We start from the raw sequence: 15,441 nt of genomic DNA on the forward strand, positions 1-15,441 counted from the left end.
GACGTTCGGTGCCGCGCGCGGGCAGGCAGAGGCGCGTTCACCTGCCCCGAGCTGCGCGAGAGCACCGCGAGAGCACCGAGAGCACCTCGAGAGCACATTAGACCGCTATATGAAGATCTGCCCATGTGTCTGCCATTTTGCATCCCGACTCTGCGTGATGCTGCATGCTGACCCCGCAGTCCACCGGACTGTCAAGAACTTGCCTGGGAGGGTCATGTGTTGAGGCGAAGGATGAAGTGGTTCGCGGCGGGGGTCGCCGCGGCCACACTGCTGGCGACGGCGCAGGCCGTGGTGCCGGCCGTCGCGGCGACACCGCAGCAACTCGATCTGAAGGTCCTGCTGATCGGTGGCGGTTCGGGGGACCCGACCACCGAGGCCTGGCAGGCGGCGCTGGACAGCGAGGGCGTCGCGTACACGCTGGTGAACACCACCGGCGCGCTGGGCAGCGAGAACGTGTCGCTGCCCGCCCTCTCCAGCGGCACGCACGGCTACTTCAACGGCGTGGTGTTCGCCGACTCGCCGAACTGGCTGGCGGCCGGTCAGCTCACCGCGCTGGACGGCTACGAGTCGAGCTTCCACGTCCGCCAGCTGGACGGGTACGTCTACCCGTCGACCCCGCAGGGGCTCACCGCCGCGACCTCCGGTGCGGTCACCGGAACGGCCCAGCTGACGCCGGACGCGCTGGCCCAACTGCCCGAGCTCAAGGGCCCGGTGCCGTTCGAGACGGGCTCCTACGGCTACCCGGCCACGGTCATCGCCGGTGCCCCGGTCACCCCGTGGCTGACGGACACGGCGGGCCACGTGCTGGCCGCCGTCTACCAGCACCCGGCCACCGACCCGCAGGCCGGCGTCGCCGAGCTGTCGCTGACCTTCGACTACAGCTCCACCATGCTGCCGTGGCTGCTGCTCTCGCCAGGCTTGATCAACTGGGTCACCCAGAGCACCCATCTCGGGCTCTACCGCAACTACTTCGGCCAGGACATCGACGACCTCTTCATCTCGGACAACGAGTGGAGCAGCAAGTACCAGTGCACGCCGGGGGCCACCAACCCCAATGACGTGCTCTGCCCGGCCGGGGTCGGCGGCAACGCCGCGGACGGCCCGCCGGACGTGCAGATGAGCGCGGCGGACGTCGACTACGTCGCCGCCTGGGAGCAGAAGACCGGCATCAAGCTGGAGTTGGCCTTCAACGCGATCGGGGCCTGCACCGCGCCGAGCGCCACCACCACCTCCGGTGCCAACTGCACCGGCAGCACCACGGTGAACGGCCAGACCTTCACCGACCCGGGCCAGACCGTGGACAGCGGCTACCCGAACGACTCGGCGTTCGTCAACGAGCTGCTGAAGAACCAGGCCTCCTTCAACTGGATCACCCACACCTGGTCGCACATGTTCCTGGGCTGCACGGTCGCCCAGCCGCTGCCGGTGAACCCGGCGACGGCCGGCTCCGCCGGTTCGCTGGCCGCCGGCGCCTACAGCTACGAGGTCACCGCGGCCACCGCGTACGGCGAATCCGAGCCCTCGACCCCGCAGCAGGTCACCGTCGGCGCGAGCGGCTCGGTCGCGCTCAACTGGCCGGACGCGCCCAACGGCGGCGGCCCCACCCTCGCCAAGCTGGAGTCGCAGTACTCCGGCGGCACCGGCTTCTGGGGCTACAACGTCTACCGCGCGGCCGCCGGCTCCACCAGCTACGGCCTGGTCGGCCAGGTGGCCGAGGACGCCACCGGCGCCGCCACCTCGTACTCCTTCACCGACACCGGGGCGACCACCCCGGGCGGCGGCCCCGGCAGCACCGCCGGCTACCCGACCGCGACCGACCCCGGGATCGGCTGCGCCAACGCGGCCGGCTGGCTGCCGGCCACCAGCGCCACCCCGGACTCCAGCATCGAGCAGGAGATCGGCCTGGACGACGCCTTCGCCGCCAACAACGGGCTGACCGACTTCAGTTCGCACTCCGTGGTGACCGGTGAGCACTCCGGCCTGGAGAACCCCAACACCCCGCAGGCCTTCTCGGACCTGGGGATCAACGTCTTCGGCGCCGACGCCTCACGCCAGCCGCAGTCGTACACCATCCCGTACACCAACGCCTCGGGCGCGACCAATGTCGCGGCCTCCGCGCCGCGCTACCCCAGCAACATCTACTACAACGCGGCCGACTGGCCCGACGAGCTGAGCGAGTACAACACGGCGTACGTCGCCACCGGCTCATCGGTCGGCGACGCCCAGTACCCGGCCGAGACCGGCAAGTGCGTCGGCTCGCCGTCCACCACCTGCACCAGCACGCCGGCCACCGAGGCCACCGTGCTGGCCAACGAGTCGCGGATCATGCTCGGCCACGTGCTGGACAACGACCCGCGGATGAACTACGCGCACCAGACCAACCTGATCGGCCCGGCCACCACCACGACCAATGGGGTGACCTCCGACTACGGCTACACACTGCTCACCCTGCTCAACAACATGCAGGCACAGTACGCCAGTTGGTACACCGCGCCGCTGACCCAGATGACCGACGCCAGCCAGTCGCAGGTGCTGGCCGAGTCGGCCGCCTGGACCGCGGCGAAGAACGCCGGCACGGTCACCGCCTCGGTGCAGAACGGCGCGGTGGTCGTCACCAACAGCGCGGGCACCCCGGTCTCCGTCCCGCTCACCATGCCGACCGGCAGCACCGTCAACGGCGCGGCCTTCGGCGAGTCCTACGGCGGCACGCTCTCCGGCTGGAGCGCGGTCGGCGCGGGCGCCTCGACCACCGTCACCGTCAACGTGGCACCGTCGATCACCAGCCCCGCCGCCCTCGCCACCACCGTCGGCACGGCGTTCAGCACCACGCTGACCAGCACCGGCAGCCCGGCCCCCGCCCTCAAGGAGTCCGGCGCCCTGCCGTCGGGCGTCACCTTCACCGACAACGGTGACGGCACCGCAACCCTGGCCGGCACCCCGGCCACCGGCACCGGCGGCAGCTACCCGCTGACGATCTCGGCGACCAACGCCACCGGCACCGCCACCCAGCCGCTGGCCCTGACCGTCGACCAGGCCCCGGCCATCACCAGCCCGGCCAGTGCCACGGCGGGCCTGCTGCTCCCGTTCAGCTTCACCGTCAGGAGCACCGGCTACCCGGCGCCGGCGCTGAGCATGACCGGCACCCTGCCCTCGGGCCTCACCTTCACCCCCGGCGCCAACGGCACCGCCACCATCTCCGGCAGCGAGCTGGCCCTGGGCACCTTCCACCTCACCCTCACGGCCAAGAGCGCCGCGGGCACCACCACCCAGCCCTTCACCCTCTACGCCACCCTCTGACCGCTCCCGCCTCACCCGGCAGGCCGCCACGGAAACCTCCCGTGGCGGCCTGCCGTCGTCATCCGTGTGTTTAAGAAGACTTCGGGGCCCAGCTGCTCTCGACCTTGGCCAGGCGCCAGTAGGTCAGGGCGCCCGCCCAGACCACCACGAACAGGCCGACGATGACGAAGCCGACGTTGTTGAGGTCGATGCCGGAGATCCAGTTGGTGACCGGGTCGCTCCAGCCGAGCTGGTCGTGCAGGACGCCGACGAGCTCGATGGTGCCGATCAGGAAGGCGACGGCGATCGAGAGCCCGGTGATGGTCAGGTTGTAGTAGACCTTGCGGACCGGGTTGGAGAAGGCCCAGTGGTAGGCGAAGTTCATGAACGTGCCGTCGAGGGTGTCGAACAGGCTCATGCCGGAGGCGAAGAGCAGCGGCAGGCAGAGGATCGCGTACCAGGGCAGGCCGGCGGCGGCGCCGGAGCCGGCCATCACCATCAGGGTGACCTCGGTGGCGGTGTCGAAGCCGATGCCGAAGAGCAGGCCGATGGGGTACATCTGGCCGGGTCGGGTGATGGACTTGGTGAGCTTGCCCAGGATGCGGTTCATGAAGCCGCGGTTGTCCAGGTGCTTCTCCAGCTCGTGCTCGTCGAACTCGCCCCCGCGCATCGCCTTGAACACCCGGTAGATGCCGAAGAGCGACACCAGGTTGAGGGCGGCGATCAGATAGAGGAAGCTCCCCGAGACGCTGGTGCTGAGGGCGCCGAGAGCCTTGTGCGCGCTGGAGTTGTCGTCGGCCAGCGTGCTGGCGAAGTGCGCGCCGGCCGAGATGCCGCCGGCCAGCACGACCACGATGGTGGAGTGGCCGAGCGCGAACCAGAAACCCACCGAGATGGGCCGCTTACCGTCGGCCATCAGCTTGCGGGTGGTGTTGTCGATGGCGGCGATGTGGTCGGCGTCGAAGGCGTGCCGCATGCCCAGGGTGTAGGCGGTGACGCCCATGCCCAGGCCGAAGACCTGGGTGCCGATGGCGTAGTGGTGCGGATCGACCATCACGATCAGGATGCCGAAGGCCGCCACGTGCATGGCCAGGATGACGGCGAGCAGGCCGCCGGTGCGTATCCAGTCCTTGCGTTCCCAGCGGATCAGCGGGGTCGCGGGGAGCGCGGGGCCTGCGGGGGCAGCCGCGGGGGCGTTTTTGGGCAGGGGCATCTCAGGAAGCCTCTCCAGCACCTCGATGGGGAGTGCCGCCCGACCGGTGGGTCGAGCGGATTTTCACGCGGTGCCGTGGCCGGTCTCCTGGCTGACAGGTCCAACGCCCCCGCTCCCGGCCTTCCCGGACGGTTGTCCAGTGGCCGCCCGCCCCTGACACAGCAGGCGGGAAATGGTGCGGTGACTTCCTGATCACAGTGGCGAGGGCCGCTCCGGTCTGGGACCCCTGAGGATCCGTCACCGGTCTTCCCGAACACCACGGCGGGGAACACGGTAGGCGTACGGCTGACCAACCACAACCCGCCGCACATCCGCGAGTGGCACATCTCACCTGCTCCTTCGATCCACCGTTGGATCTCGGTCAGGCCAACGTTGGCTAAAAACCGGACCGTCATCCTGTGTTGAAGCGGCGCAGCCTCGCGACGGCGGCCTCGCCCGACCGCGACCCCTCCACCGGTCGAGTTGCGCCCCAACTCCCTTGACCCGCACAGCAGTTGTCGCAGCACCCCAACCTCCGGCGTGATTAAAGAAACGGCCAAGGCTCTCAACAAAGTGTTGACGACCCTTGTCGGGCAGCTCTACCTTTCGTTGCACGCGGAAGTTCTATTCCGCATAGTGAAATTCTGACGCCCGGCGCGGTCCACCCCCGCGCGGACGTCCCCGGGCCCGCAGACCGTCCGCCCCTCGACCCGACCTCACCCGTCTCCGTCGGGGTCGGCTGACCCGACCTGCCCGGAACCAGGGTCGGCCGCACGGCCCCACCCCCGAAAGGACGGCAACCGTGAACCTCGCTCCACGGGAGATCGACAAGCTCTATGTCTACGTGGTGGCCGACCTGGCCCGCCGCCGCCGCGAACGCGGCGTGAAGCTGAACTACAGCGAGGCCGTCGCGCTGATCAGCGAAGGCATCCTGGAGTCCGCGCGGGACGGCCGCACGCTGGCGGAGTGCATGGAGATCGGCAAGAAGATCGTCTCCGCCGAGGACGTCATGCCCGGCGTGCGCGAGATGCTCCCGCTGCTGCAGATCGAGGCCGCCTTCGTGGACGGCACCAAGCTCGTCTCCTGCCACGATCCCGTCGGTGCCTGAGCCATGACGCCCGCCGCCGCCCCCGATCCGGCCGCCCCCGCCCCCGGGCAGCCCGCCGCCACGCTCGGACCGGCCGCCGCCACGCTCGTCCTGGTCACCGGTCACGAGAGCGGCGGCCCGGCCGCCCTGCGGCCACTGGTCGGCGGCGACCCGGCGGTCCTGGTCGTGCCGGTCGGCCGGGCGCTGGGCCAGGCCGTCACCGACGCCCTCGCGCAGAGCGAGCGCCCGGTCTGCGTCGTGCCGATGACGCTGGGCCGGGACCCGTCGCTGGTCGCCGACACCGCCCGCGCGCTGCACTGGCTGACCGGCGCCGAACCGGCCCGGCGGGCCCGGATCGCGCTGGCCGAACCGTTCGGCACCGCGAGCCACCTGATCGGCTGGCTGCGTGCCGCCGCCGGCCGCACGGCGGGAGCCCGCCGGGAGGACTGCGCGATCCTGGTCACCGCGCCGCCGTCCGGCCCCTTCCAGGACGCCGAGCTGTTCCGGATCGCCCGGCTGGTCAGCCGGCACGGCACGCACCGCCGGGTGGAGGTGGCCTTCGACGGCGGTGACCCGGGCCTGGCGGAGGGCGTCGAGCGCTGCCGCCGGCTGGGGGCCCGGCGCGTCGTGCTGCTGCCGGCTGGCTTCGGGCCGGCGGCCCGCCGGCCCGTCCAGGGCGCCGAGGACGGCGGCCCGCTGCTCGGCCCGCCCGCCGTCGCCGCCGTCCTGCGGGCCCGGACGGCGAGCGCGCTGCACCGGCTGGGGCACGGGCAGGACGGCATCGCCGCCGCGCTCGACGCCGAGCACGGCCACGGCTACGCGCACTCGCACGGCCCGGGCGAGGACCACCGGCACCAGCACCAGACCCCCCACACCCACCAGCGCTGACCGCCCCCGCGGTCTTGAAGCACCCGCCGTAGCAGCAGGAAGCACGCAGAAAGAGGCGCCATGTCAGGCAGAACCGCATACCTGTACGGAGACGATCCGATCGAGATCAACGCCGGCCGGGCCAAGGTGCGCCTGGCGGTGAGCAACACCGGCGACCGCGCCGTGCAGGTCGGCTCGCACTACCACTTCTTCGAGGTCAACCGCGCGCTGGACTTCGACCGCAACCGCGCCTACGGGATGCACCTGGACCTGCCCGCCGGCACCGCCGTGCGCTTCGAGCCCGGCGACACCCGCGAGGTGGAGCTGGCCGCCTATGCCGGCCACCGCCGCCTGGTCGGCTTCAGCGCGCTGGTGGACGGCGGCCTCGGCTCGGCCGACACCCGCGTCAAGGCCCTGCGCCGCGCCGTCGAGCGCGGTTTCAAGGGCGCCCGGCTCGCGGACGAGGAGGTCTGAGAGCGATGGCGATCATCCCGCGCAGGCAGTACACCGACCTCTTCGGCCCCACCGTCGGCGACCGCTTCCACCTCGCCGACACCAACCTGCTGGTCGAGGTGGAGAAGGACTTCAACCAGGGCCACTACGGCGACGAGGCCGTCTACGGCGGTGGCAAGGGCATCCGCGACGGCATGGCCCAGGACCCGGCCGCCACCTCGCTGCAGGGCGCGCTCGACCTGGTGATCACCAACGTGGTGGTGCTCGACCCGATCCTCGGCGTGGTCAAGGGCGACATCGGCGTCAAGGACGGCTTCATCACCGGCGTCGGCAAGGCCGGCAACCCCCGGCTGCAGAGCGGGGTGGATCCCAAGCTGGTGATCGGCCCGGGTACCGAGGTGATCTCCGGCGAGCACCTGATCGCGACGGCCGGCGGCATCGACACCCACATCCACTTCATCGCCCCGCAGCAGGTCCAGGAGGGCCTGACCAACGGCATCACCACGCTGATCGGCGGCGGCACCGGCCCCTCCGACGGCACCAACGGCACCACCTGCACGCCGGGGCCGTGGAACATCCATCGGATGTACCAGGCGGTGGAGGAACTGCCGGTCAACGTCGGCCTGTTGGGCAAGGGCAACGCCTCCCTGCCGCAGGCGCTGCGCGAGCAGGTGGAGGCCGGCGTCTGCGGGCTCAAGGTGCACGAGGACTGGGGCACCACCCCGGCCGCGATCGACACCGCGCTCAACGTCGCCGACGAGTACGACGTGCAGGTGGCGATCCACACCGACACCCTCAACGAGTCCGGCTTCTACGAGGACACCCTCTCCGCGATCGACGGCCGCACCATCCACACCTTCCACACCGAGGGGGCCGGCGGCGGCCACGCACCGGACATCATGCGGATCGCCGGCGAGCCCAACGTCCTTCCCTCGTCGACCAATCCGACCCTCCCCTACACCGTCAACTCGATCGACGAGCTGCTCGACATGGTGATGGTCTGCCACCACCTGAGCCACGACATCCCCGAGGACGTGGCCTTCGCCGACTCCCGGGTGCGCGCCGAGACGGTGGCCGCCGAGACGGTGCTGCACGACGAGGGCGTGATCAGCATCTTCTCCTCGGACTCGCAGGCGATGGGCCGGATCGGCGAGTCCTTCGCGCGGGCCTTCCAGACCGCGCACCACTGCAAGGACCAGCGCGGCAAGCTGGCCGGCGACAGCGAGCGCCACGACAACTTCCGGGTGCTGCGCTACCTGGCCAAGCTCACCATCAACCCGGCCATCGCCTCGGGCACCGCCGACCACATCGGTTCACTGGAGCCCGGCAAGCTGGCGGACATCGTACTGTGGCCGATCAACTCCTTCGGTGCGAAGCCCAAGTTGGTGATCAAGGGCGGCGTGATCAACTGGGCGCTGATGGGCGACCCGAACGCCTCGCTGCCCACCACCCAGCCGATCTACTACCGCCCGATGTACGGCGCGATGGGCCGCGCCAAGCAGGCCACCCGGGTCTCCTTCATGTCCCAGGCCGCGGTCGACCTCGGGGTACCGGCCCAACTCGGCCTGCAGAGCCGGGTGCTACCGGTGCGCAACTGCCGCACGGTGGGCAAGCAGCACATGGTGCGCAACGACGCCACGCCGCTGATCGAGGTCGACCCGGAGACCTACAAGGTCACCCTGGACGGCGTGCCGGCCACCATCGAGCCGGCGAAGAGCCTTCCCCTCAACCAGCTCTTCTACCTGGCATGACGGCGAACACCCTGGACGCCCTGCTGGTCAGCCTCCAGCTCACCGACTCGGCGTTCCCCAGCGGCCTCTACACCCTCTCGCACAGCCTCGAAGGCTATGCACAGGCCAAGGCGGTCACCGCGGAGACCATGCCCGAGCTGCTGGCCGACCTGCTGCGGCACTCGGTCGGCCCGGCGGACGCCACCGCGCTCGCGCTCGCCCACCGGGCGGCCGGGGCCGGCGACTGGCCGGGCGTGGTCGAGGTCGACGAGCGGCTGCACGCCGGCAAGCTCAACCGCGAGCTGCGGCTGGCCTCCACCAGGACCGGCAAGCAGCTGCTCGACACCGCCCGACTCGCCCTGGGCGGTGAGGAGTTGGAGCGCTACGCCGAGCTGGTGGCGGCCAAGCGGTCGCCCGGCTGCCAGGCCGTGGCGGCCGGGGTCGCCTACGCGGCCGGCGCCGTGCCGACCGAACAGGCGGTGGCGAGCGACCTGTTCGCCTTCACTGTCAGCTTCACCAGCGCCGCGCTACGGCTGCGGCTGACCGACCACCGCCGCGCCCAGATCACCCTGCGCGCACTGGCGCCGGTGATCCAGGAGGTCACCGCGGCGGCGCTGGAACGGGAGTTGGCGGACCTGGGCGGCTGCGTCCCGGTCGCCGACGCCATGTCCGGACGCCACGAGCGGGCGGAGGCACGGATGTTCGCTTCCTGACCCAGCCGTCCGACATCCCCGTCCGACATCTAGGAAGAGAGCAGAAGAACATGACTGACCACGTGCTGCGAGTGGGCATCGCCGGACCGGTGGGCTCCGGAAAGACCGCGCTGGTGGAGGCGTTGGTGCCGGTGCTGATCGCCCGCGGGCGCCGGCCCGCGGTCATCACCAACGACATCTACACCCAGGAGGACGCCCAGCACGTGCGGCGCAACCTCGCCGGACTGCTGGACCCCGAGCGGGTGGTGGGCGTGGAGACCGGCGCCTGCCCGCACACCGCGGTGCGCGACGACCCGACGATGAACCTGGCCGCCGGCGCCGAACTCCTGGAGCGCTTCCCGGACATCGACACCCTGCTCTACGAGTCGGGCGGCGACAACCTCACGCTGACCTTCAGCCCGGTGCTGGTCGACATGTTCTTCTTCGTGCTGGACACCGCCGAGGGCGAGAAGATGCCACGCAAGCGCGGCCCGGGCATCACCGACTCGGACGTCCTGGTGATCAACAAGATCGACATCGCCCGCTACGTCCGCTGCGACCTGGACGTGATGACCTCCGACGCCCACCAGGTGCGCGAGGGGCGGCCGGTGGTGCTCACCAACAGCCTGACCGGGGACGGCCTCGAGCAGGTCGCGGACCTCCTGGAGTCCTACCGCGGGGTCCCCGCGTGAGCAGCGCCCTGCTGGACGCGACCTCGCACCGGCTCACCCCCGCGCACTACGAGCCCGAGCGCGTCCCCGCCGCCGTCCGCCGGCTGGCGGGCCGCCCGGACGCGCTCGGGGTGGGCCGCCCCGGCAAGGTGGGCCTGCTGGAGCTGGGCTTCGAGCGGATCGGCCCGCGCACCGAACTGGTCACCCGCTACCAGAAGTCGCCGCTGCAGCTGATGCGCCCGCTCTACTTCGACCCCGAGCGGCCGGACCTGGCGATCACCTATCTGATGTCCACCGGCGGCGGCATCGTGCAGGCCGACCGGCTGCGGATGGACCTGCACTGCGGCGCGGGCAGCACCGTCCATCTGAGCACCCAGGCCGCCACCAAGATCCACCGGATGGACGCCGACTACGCGACCCAGCAGGTCTTCTTGACCGCCGACGAGGACGCCTACGTCGAGTACCTGCCCGAACCGACCATCCCCTACCGGGACTCGCGCTTCTACCAGCGCACCGTGATCACCGTCGCGCCCTCGGCCACCGTGCTGGCCGGCGAGACGGTGCTGGCCGGGCGCCTCGCGCACGGCGAGCGCAACGCCTACCAGGTCTTCGCCGCCGACCTGGAGTGGCGCCGCCCCGACGGGCGGCTCTTCGCGCTGGACACCGTCCGCCTGGAGCCGCACACCACCGGCGTCACCGGCCCGGCGGTGCTGGCCGCCCACGACCTGGTGTCCACCTTCTACGCCGTCACCCCGCTGGCGCCCGCCGCCGAGGTCGCCGACGCGCTGCACGGCGCACTGGCGGGCAGCGGGCTGCTGTACGGCGTGAGCGTGCTGCCGGCCGACAGCGGCGCGTGGCTGCGCGTCCTGGGCGGCGACTCCCCCGCCGTCGCCGCGGCCGTCCGCCAGGCCTGGGACGCGGTGCGCCGACTGCTGATCGGCTCCCCCGCCCCGGACCTGCGAAAAACCTGACGATCCGTCACCGTGCCATCCCGGCACGGTGCCCCCCGACCCGGGAGACCCTCGGATGCCTACCACGCTCGATACGGGCAACACCGCCTGGCTCATGGCCAGCACCGCGATGGTGCTGCTGATGACACCGGGCCTCGCCTTCTTCTACGGCGGCATGGTCAAGACCAAGCACGTCCTGGTGATGCTCAAGATGAGCTTCGTCTGCCTGGCCGTCGTCACCCTGCTGTGGCTGGCGATCGGCTACAGCCTGGCCTTCGGCAAGGACGTCGGCGGCCTGGGGCTGATCGGCACCCCCAAGCACTGGTTCATGCACGACATCGGGATGACCAGCCTGTGGGGCTCCACCGGCATCCCCACCGTGATCTTCTCCTGCTTCCAGATGGCCTTCGCCATCATCACGGTGGCCCTGATCAGCGGCTCGATCGCCGGTCGCGCCACCATGCGCGGCTGGATCTGGTTCGCGATCGCCTGGACGCTGCTGGTGTACGTGCCGCTGGCGCACTGGGTGTTCGCCCCGGACGGCTGGGTCACCGCCCACCTGGGCGCGCTCGACTTCGCCGGTGGCCTGCCGGTCGAGATCAACTCCGGTGCGGCGGGCCTGGCCGTGGCGATCGTGGTGCGCAAGCGCAAGGACTTCGAGCGCGAGACCATCCGCCCGCACAACCTGCCGCTCGTGGTGATCGGCCTGGCGCTGCTCTGGTTCGGCTGGTTCGGCTTCAACGCGGGCTCGGCGCTGCAGACCGGCGGCACCGCCCCGATGGCCTTCCTCAACACCCAACTCGCCGCCGCCGGCGCCATGGTGGGCTGGCCGCTGATCGAGAAGTGGAAGCTCGGACACGTCGAGATGCTGGGCGTGGCCGGCGCGGCGGTGGCCGGCATGGTGGCGATCACCCCGTCCTGCGGTGAGATCTCCCCGCTCGGCGCGCTGGCCGTCGGCTTCATCGCCGGTGTGGTCTGCGCCTTCGCAATCAACTTCAAGTACAAGATGGGCTACGACGACACCCTCGACGTGGTCGGCGTGCACGGCTTCGGCGGCATCGTCGGCACGGTGGCCATCGGCCTGTTCGCCACCGTCCAGATGAGTGGCAAGAAGGGTCTGTTCTACGGCGGCGGCGTCGACCTGCTGTGGCGCCAGGCGGTCGCCGTACTGGCCTGCGCGTCCTTCTCCTTCGCGGCGACCTGGCTGATCGCCAAGGTGATCGAGAAGACCGTCGGCTTCCGGGCCGACGAGGAGTACGAGCACGTCCCCGGCCACGAGGAGGAGCTCGCCTACGACGACGAGACCATCTCGGAGATCCGCTCGCGGCTGATGCAGGCCCGCGTGCCGGTCACGGTCGGCGCAGCGGGTGCGCAGGAGGTCGACCCGGCCGTCGCGGACCACCAGTTGCTCGCCGACCTGCGCGAGGTGCTGTCACGGCGGGAGCAGGAGAAGTGACCGCACTCGACACGGGCAATAGCGCCTGGCTGATGATGGCCGCGGCCATGGTGCTGCTGATGGCACCGGGGCTGGCGTTCTTCTACGGCGGCATGGTGAAGACCAGCCAGGTCATCGCGATGCTCAAGATGTGCTTCGTCTGCCTGGTCCTGGTGACGATCATCTGGTTCTCGGTCGGCTACAGCCTGGCGTTCGGCAAGGACGCCGGCGGGCTGGGCGTGATCGGCGGGCTCGACCACCTGTTCATGTCCGGCGTCGGGATGGACAGCACCACCGACGGCATCCCGACCGTGATCTTCTCGGTCTTCCACATGTCGTTCGCCATCGTGACCGTCGCGCTGATCAGCGGGTCGGTCGCCGGGCGGGCGACCATGCGGGGCTGGATCGCCTTCGTCTGCGCCTGGACCCTGCTGGTCTACATCCCGATGGCGCACTGGGTCTTCGCGCCCGGCGGCTGGGTGGCGCGGCAAGTCGGCGCGGTCGACTTCTCGGGCGGTACGGTCGTCGAGCTCAGCTCGGGCGCGGCCGGTCTGGCCCTGGCCCTGGTCGCCGGCCGGCGCCAGGACTTCGAGCGCACCAAGATCCGTCCGCACAACCTGCCGCTGGTGGTGATCGGCCTCTCGCTGCTCTGGTTCGGCTGGTTCGGCTTCAACACCGGCTCCTCGCTGGGCACGCCCGGCGCGGCGGCGATGGGCGTGATGAACACCCAGCTGGCGGCGGGCGCCGCGATGGCGGGCTGGGCGGTCACCGTCTACCTGCGCACCCGCAAGGTCGGACTGCTCGACATGTGCATGGGCGCGGTCACCGGCATGGTCGCGATGACCCCGCTGGCCGGCGGCGTCTCGATGGCCTGGGCCGCGATCATCGGCTTCCTGGCCGGTCTGACCTGTGCCTTCGCGATCAGCTGGAAGTACCGCTTCGGGGTGGACGACACCCTGGACGTGGTCGGTATCCACGGCTGGGGCGGCCTGTTCGGCATGGTGATGGTGGGCCTGGCGGCCACCGGCACGATGACCGGCAAGAAGGGCCTGTTCTACGGCGGCGGTTGGGACCTGCTGGGCAAGCAGCTGGTCGCGGTGCTGGTGCTCGGGCTCTTCTCGTTCGGGATGACCGCGCTGATCGGCAAGGTCGTGGACCGCACTGTCGGGCTGCGCCAGCCGAGCGGCGCCGAGGAGCACGAGCAGGTCTACCAGAACGACTGGGACGAGCAGTTCAAGGAGATCGCCGACGCCCTGCGCGGCTCCCTGTCCCCCGACAAGCCCGACCCTGATGCCAGCGCCGTGCTCGACCAGGTCCGCCGGATGCTCGCGGAGGACCGCGAGCACCAGACCGACTGAGACCGGTCCATTGATACCCCGCGCGGCTCGTCCCCCCTGCTGTCGTCACCACAGCCCGGGGACGAGCCGCGCGGTCTTCCCGGCGTACTCCCGGTAGGCGTCGCCGAGTTCGGCGTTGAGCACGGCCTCCTCCACCCGGATCCGGTAGAGCACGCCCAGCGCGTTGCACCCCGTCAGCAGCACGATCGAGGCGACGTTGCCGAAGGTCAGCGCCGTGCCGAGGATCGCCACCAGCACCCCGGTGTAGGAAGGGTGGCGCAGCACCCGGTAGGGCCCGCTTTGCACCACCTGGTGGTCCGCCTGCACATGCACCACCCCGCGGAAGAACCGGCCCAGACTGCGGATCGCCCAGAGCCGGAAACCGACCCCCGCCCACAGCACCAGCAGCGCCGCCGCCAGCGTCGCCGTCCGCCCGCCGAAGTCCGCGCCGGGCAGCGCGGACAGCGCGAGCACGGCGAGCACCTCCCCGACGGCCGCCGCCACCCCGATCACGGCCAGCGAGCGCCACTCGGTGCGCACCGCCTTGCCGCCGCTGCGGTACTGCCGCCACTGCATCACCACCTCGGCGGCGATCCAGAGCCAGACGCTGACGTCGATCAGATACCCGAGCACTGCCATGGCGGCCACCTCGCCTGTCGGTAGGAAGAACTGACGCTTCGTCACCAACCGTAGGCAGCAGCGCGGCGGGCCACCTCCGCCCACGGGTGGAACCGTGCCTCCACCGGGTGGACACCCGGGTGGACCGCCTCTCCACCCGGGCTGCGATCATCGTCCGGCCAGCGACGGATCAACCAGCCCGAGGACCCATGCAATCCCTCTTCGCCGCCTTCGTCCCGATCTGGATCCTCACCGCGGTCGGCTACCTGGTCGCCCGCAGCGGACTGCTCGGCGAGCAGGCGGAGTCCGTGCTCGGCCGCTTCGTCTTCCACGTCGCGATGCCCGCCGCCCTGTTCACCATGCTCGCCAGGACACCGCTGAGCGCCTTCGCCAGCACCTCGATGATCGCCTTCGCCGCCGGCACCGCCGTGGTCTCGGCCCTCGGCCTGCTGGCCGGCCGCCGGCTCTTCCGCCGCCCGCTCGCCGACCAGGCGATCGGCGCGATGGCGGCCAGCTACGTCAACTCCGCCAACCTCGGCATCCCGGTGGCCCTCCAGGTGCTCGGCGACGCCTCGTTCGTCGCCCAAGTGGTGCTGTTCCAGGTGCTGTTCGTGACCCCGGTGATCCTCACCCTGCTGGACACCGGCGGCGGCCTGCGCCGCGCCCTCCTGCTGCCGGTCCGCAACCCAATCATCCTGGCCTCAGCCCTCGGCGCCCTCTTCTCCGCCGCCCACCTCCACCTCCCGACCGCCCTCACCCACACCTGCGACCTGCTCGGCGGCGCCGCCGTCCCCGCCGCACTGGTCACCCTCGGCATATCCCTGCACGGCCGCGAAGCCAGCCGCCGCCTGGACGCCGAGGTGGGCGTGGCCGTCCTGCTCAAAACCCTCGTCCAACCCCTGGCAGCCCTGGCTGTCGGCACCCTCCTCCTCCACCTCCCCCCGCACCAACTACTCGCCGTAGTCCTCTGCTCCGCCCTCCCCACCGCCCAGAACACCTTCATCTACGCCCGCCAGTACGAGCTGAGCACAGCCCTGGCCCGCGACTCGGTGATGTTCTCCACCCTGATCTCGATGGCCACCCTCTCCACCATCTACTGGACCCTCGGCCCCACCCACCACTGACAGCGGCCC

Annotated in this window: 13 protein-coding genes and 1 riboswitch; of the genes, 11 read left to right on the forward strand and 2 right to left on the reverse strand. The window is 70.8% G+C overall.

Features of this window, described 5'->3' with window-relative positions; genetic code table 11:
• Positions 1-231 precede the first annotated feature (231 nt).
• A complete protein-coding gene (locus P3T34_RS09240) occupies positions 232-3,297 on the forward strand; it encodes a putative Ig domain-containing protein (protein WP_280665519.1) in 3,066 nt (1,021 codons plus the stop codon).
• Positions 3,298-3,367: 70 nt separating this feature from the next.
• On the opposite strand, the gene P3T34_RS09245 is transcribed toward P3T34_RS09240, so the two are convergent.
• The gene (locus P3T34_RS09245) at positions 3,368-4,489 is read right to left on the reverse strand and encodes a HoxN/HupN/NixA family nickel/cobalt transporter (protein ID WP_280665520.1); all 1,122 of its coding nucleotides are present in this window, start codon (positions 4,487-4,489) and stop codon (positions 3,368-3,370) included.
• A gap of 59 nt (positions 4,490-4,548) precedes the next feature.
• A riboswitch (cobalamin riboswitch) is annotated at positions 4,549-4,765 on the reverse strand.
• Between the two features lie 505 nt (positions 4,766-5,270).
• Here P3T34_RS09245 and P3T34_RS09250 point away from each other — a divergent pair.
• The 9 genes from P3T34_RS09250 to P3T34_RS09290 are packed head-to-tail and all read left to right on the forward strand — an operon-like array spanning position 5,271 to position 13,711.
• Positions 5,271-5,576, forward strand: coding sequence for an urease subunit gamma (locus tag P3T34_RS09250; protein ID WP_280665521.1), 306 nt, complete (start codon positions 5,271-5,273; stop codon positions 5,574-5,576).
• 3 nt (positions 5,577-5,579) lie between these two features.
• A complete protein-coding gene (locus P3T34_RS09255) occupies positions 5,580-6,443 on the forward strand; it encodes a cobalamin biosynthesis protein CbiX (RefSeq protein ID WP_280665522.1) in 864 nt (287 codons plus the stop codon).
• A gap of 60 nt (positions 6,444-6,503) precedes the next feature.
• Complete coding sequence (locus P3T34_RS09260) at positions 6,504-6,896, forward strand: urease subunit beta (protein WP_280665523.1); 393 nt, start codon at positions 6,504-6,506, stop codon at positions 6,894-6,896.
• A 5-nt stretch (positions 6,897-6,901) separates the two neighbouring features.
• Positions 6,902-8,626: an urease subunit alpha gene (ureC, locus tag P3T34_RS09265; protein WP_280665524.1), complete on the forward strand. Its 1,725-nt coding sequence runs from the start codon at positions 6,902-6,904 to the stop codon at positions 8,624-8,626.
• A complete protein-coding gene (locus P3T34_RS09270; protein ID WP_280665525.1) occupies positions 8,623-9,318 on the forward strand; it encodes an urease accessory UreF family protein in 696 nt (231 codons plus the stop codon). Before ureC ends, P3T34_RS09270 begins: the two co-directional genes overlap by 4 nt.
• A gap of 50 nt (positions 9,319-9,368) precedes the next feature.
• Entirely contained in the window at positions 9,369-9,989 is a 621-nt protein-coding gene (gene ureG / locus P3T34_RS09275) for an urease accessory protein UreG (RefSeq protein ID WP_280665526.1), read from the forward strand.
• The gene (locus P3T34_RS09280; protein ID WP_280665527.1) at positions 9,986-10,939 is read left to right on the forward strand and encodes an urease accessory protein UreD; all 954 of its coding nucleotides are present in this window, start codon (positions 9,986-9,988) and stop codon (positions 10,937-10,939) included. Before ureG ends, P3T34_RS09280 begins: the two co-directional genes overlap by 4 nt.
• Positions 10,940-10,994: 55 nt before the next feature.
• Positions 10,995-12,374, forward strand: a complete 1,380-nt coding sequence (locus P3T34_RS09285; protein WP_280665528.1) for an ammonium transporter — start codon at positions 10,995-10,997, stop codon at positions 12,372-12,374.
• The gene (locus tag P3T34_RS09290) at positions 12,371-13,711 is read left to right on the forward strand and encodes an ammonium transporter (protein WP_280665529.1); all 1,341 of its coding nucleotides are present in this window, start codon (positions 12,371-12,373) and stop codon (positions 13,709-13,711) included. Before P3T34_RS09285 ends, P3T34_RS09290 begins: the two co-directional genes overlap by 4 nt.
• Positions 13,712-13,756: 45 nt before the next feature.
• Here P3T34_RS09290 and P3T34_RS09295 read toward each other — a convergent pair whose 3' ends face one another.
• Positions 13,757-14,329 (reverse strand): isoprenylcysteine carboxylmethyltransferase family protein, encoded by a 573-nt coding sequence (locus tag P3T34_RS09295; RefSeq protein WP_280665530.1) that lies wholly within the window; start codon positions 14,327-14,329, stop codon positions 13,757-13,759.
• Positions 14,330-14,517: 188 nt separating this feature from the next.
• On the opposite strand from P3T34_RS09295, the gene P3T34_RS09300 reads away from it, so the two are divergent.
• Positions 14,518-15,432, forward strand: coding sequence for an AEC family transporter (locus P3T34_RS09300; protein ID WP_280665531.1), 915 nt, complete (start codon positions 14,518-14,520; stop codon positions 15,430-15,432).
• Positions 15,433-15,441: the final 9 nt, after the last annotated feature.

The sequence above is a fragment of the Kitasatospora sp. MAP12-44 genome, assembly GCF_029892095.1.
Taxonomy (GTDB): Bacteria; Actinomycetota; Actinomycetes; order Streptomycetales; family Streptomycetaceae; genus Kitasatospora.

Bases quoted from the DNA above. Each gene is read 5' to 3' on its own strand.
- ureG (WP_280665526.1), top strand. From the start codon at position 9,369: ATGACTGACCACGTGCTGCGAGTGGGCATCGCCGGACCGGTGGGCTCC.
- P3T34_RS09285 (WP_280665528.1), top strand. From the start codon at position 10,995: ATGCCTACCACGCTCGATACGGGCAACACCGCCTGGCTCATGGCCAGC.
- P3T34_RS09245 (WP_280665520.1), bottom strand. From the start codon at position 4,489: ATGCCCCTGCCCAAAAACGCCCCCGCGGCTGCCCCCGCAGGCCCCGCG.
- P3T34_RS09270 (WP_280665525.1), top strand. From the start codon at position 8,623: ATGACGGCGAACACCCTGGACGCCCTGCTGGTCAGCCTCCAGCTCACC.
- ureC (WP_280665524.1), top strand. From the start codon at position 6,902: ATGGCGATCATCCCGCGCAGGCAGTACACCGACCTCTTCGGCCCCACC.
- P3T34_RS09260 (WP_280665523.1), top strand. From the start codon at position 6,504: ATGTCAGGCAGAACCGCATACCTGTACGGAGACGATCCGATCGAGATC.
- P3T34_RS09255 (WP_280665522.1), top strand. From the start codon at position 5,580: ATGACGCCCGCCGCCGCCCCCGATCCGGCCGCCCCCGCCCCCGGGCAG.
- P3T34_RS09295 (WP_280665530.1), bottom strand. From the start codon at position 14,329: ATGGCAGTGCTCGGGTATCTGATCGACGTCAGCGTCTGGCTCTGGATC.
- P3T34_RS09240 (WP_280665519.1), top strand. From the start codon at position 232: ATGAAGTGGTTCGCGGCGGGGGTCGCCGCGGCCACACTGCTGGCGACG.
- P3T34_RS09300 (WP_280665531.1), top strand. From the start codon at position 14,518: ATGCAATCCCTCTTCGCCGCCTTCGTCCCGATCTGGATCCTCACCGCG.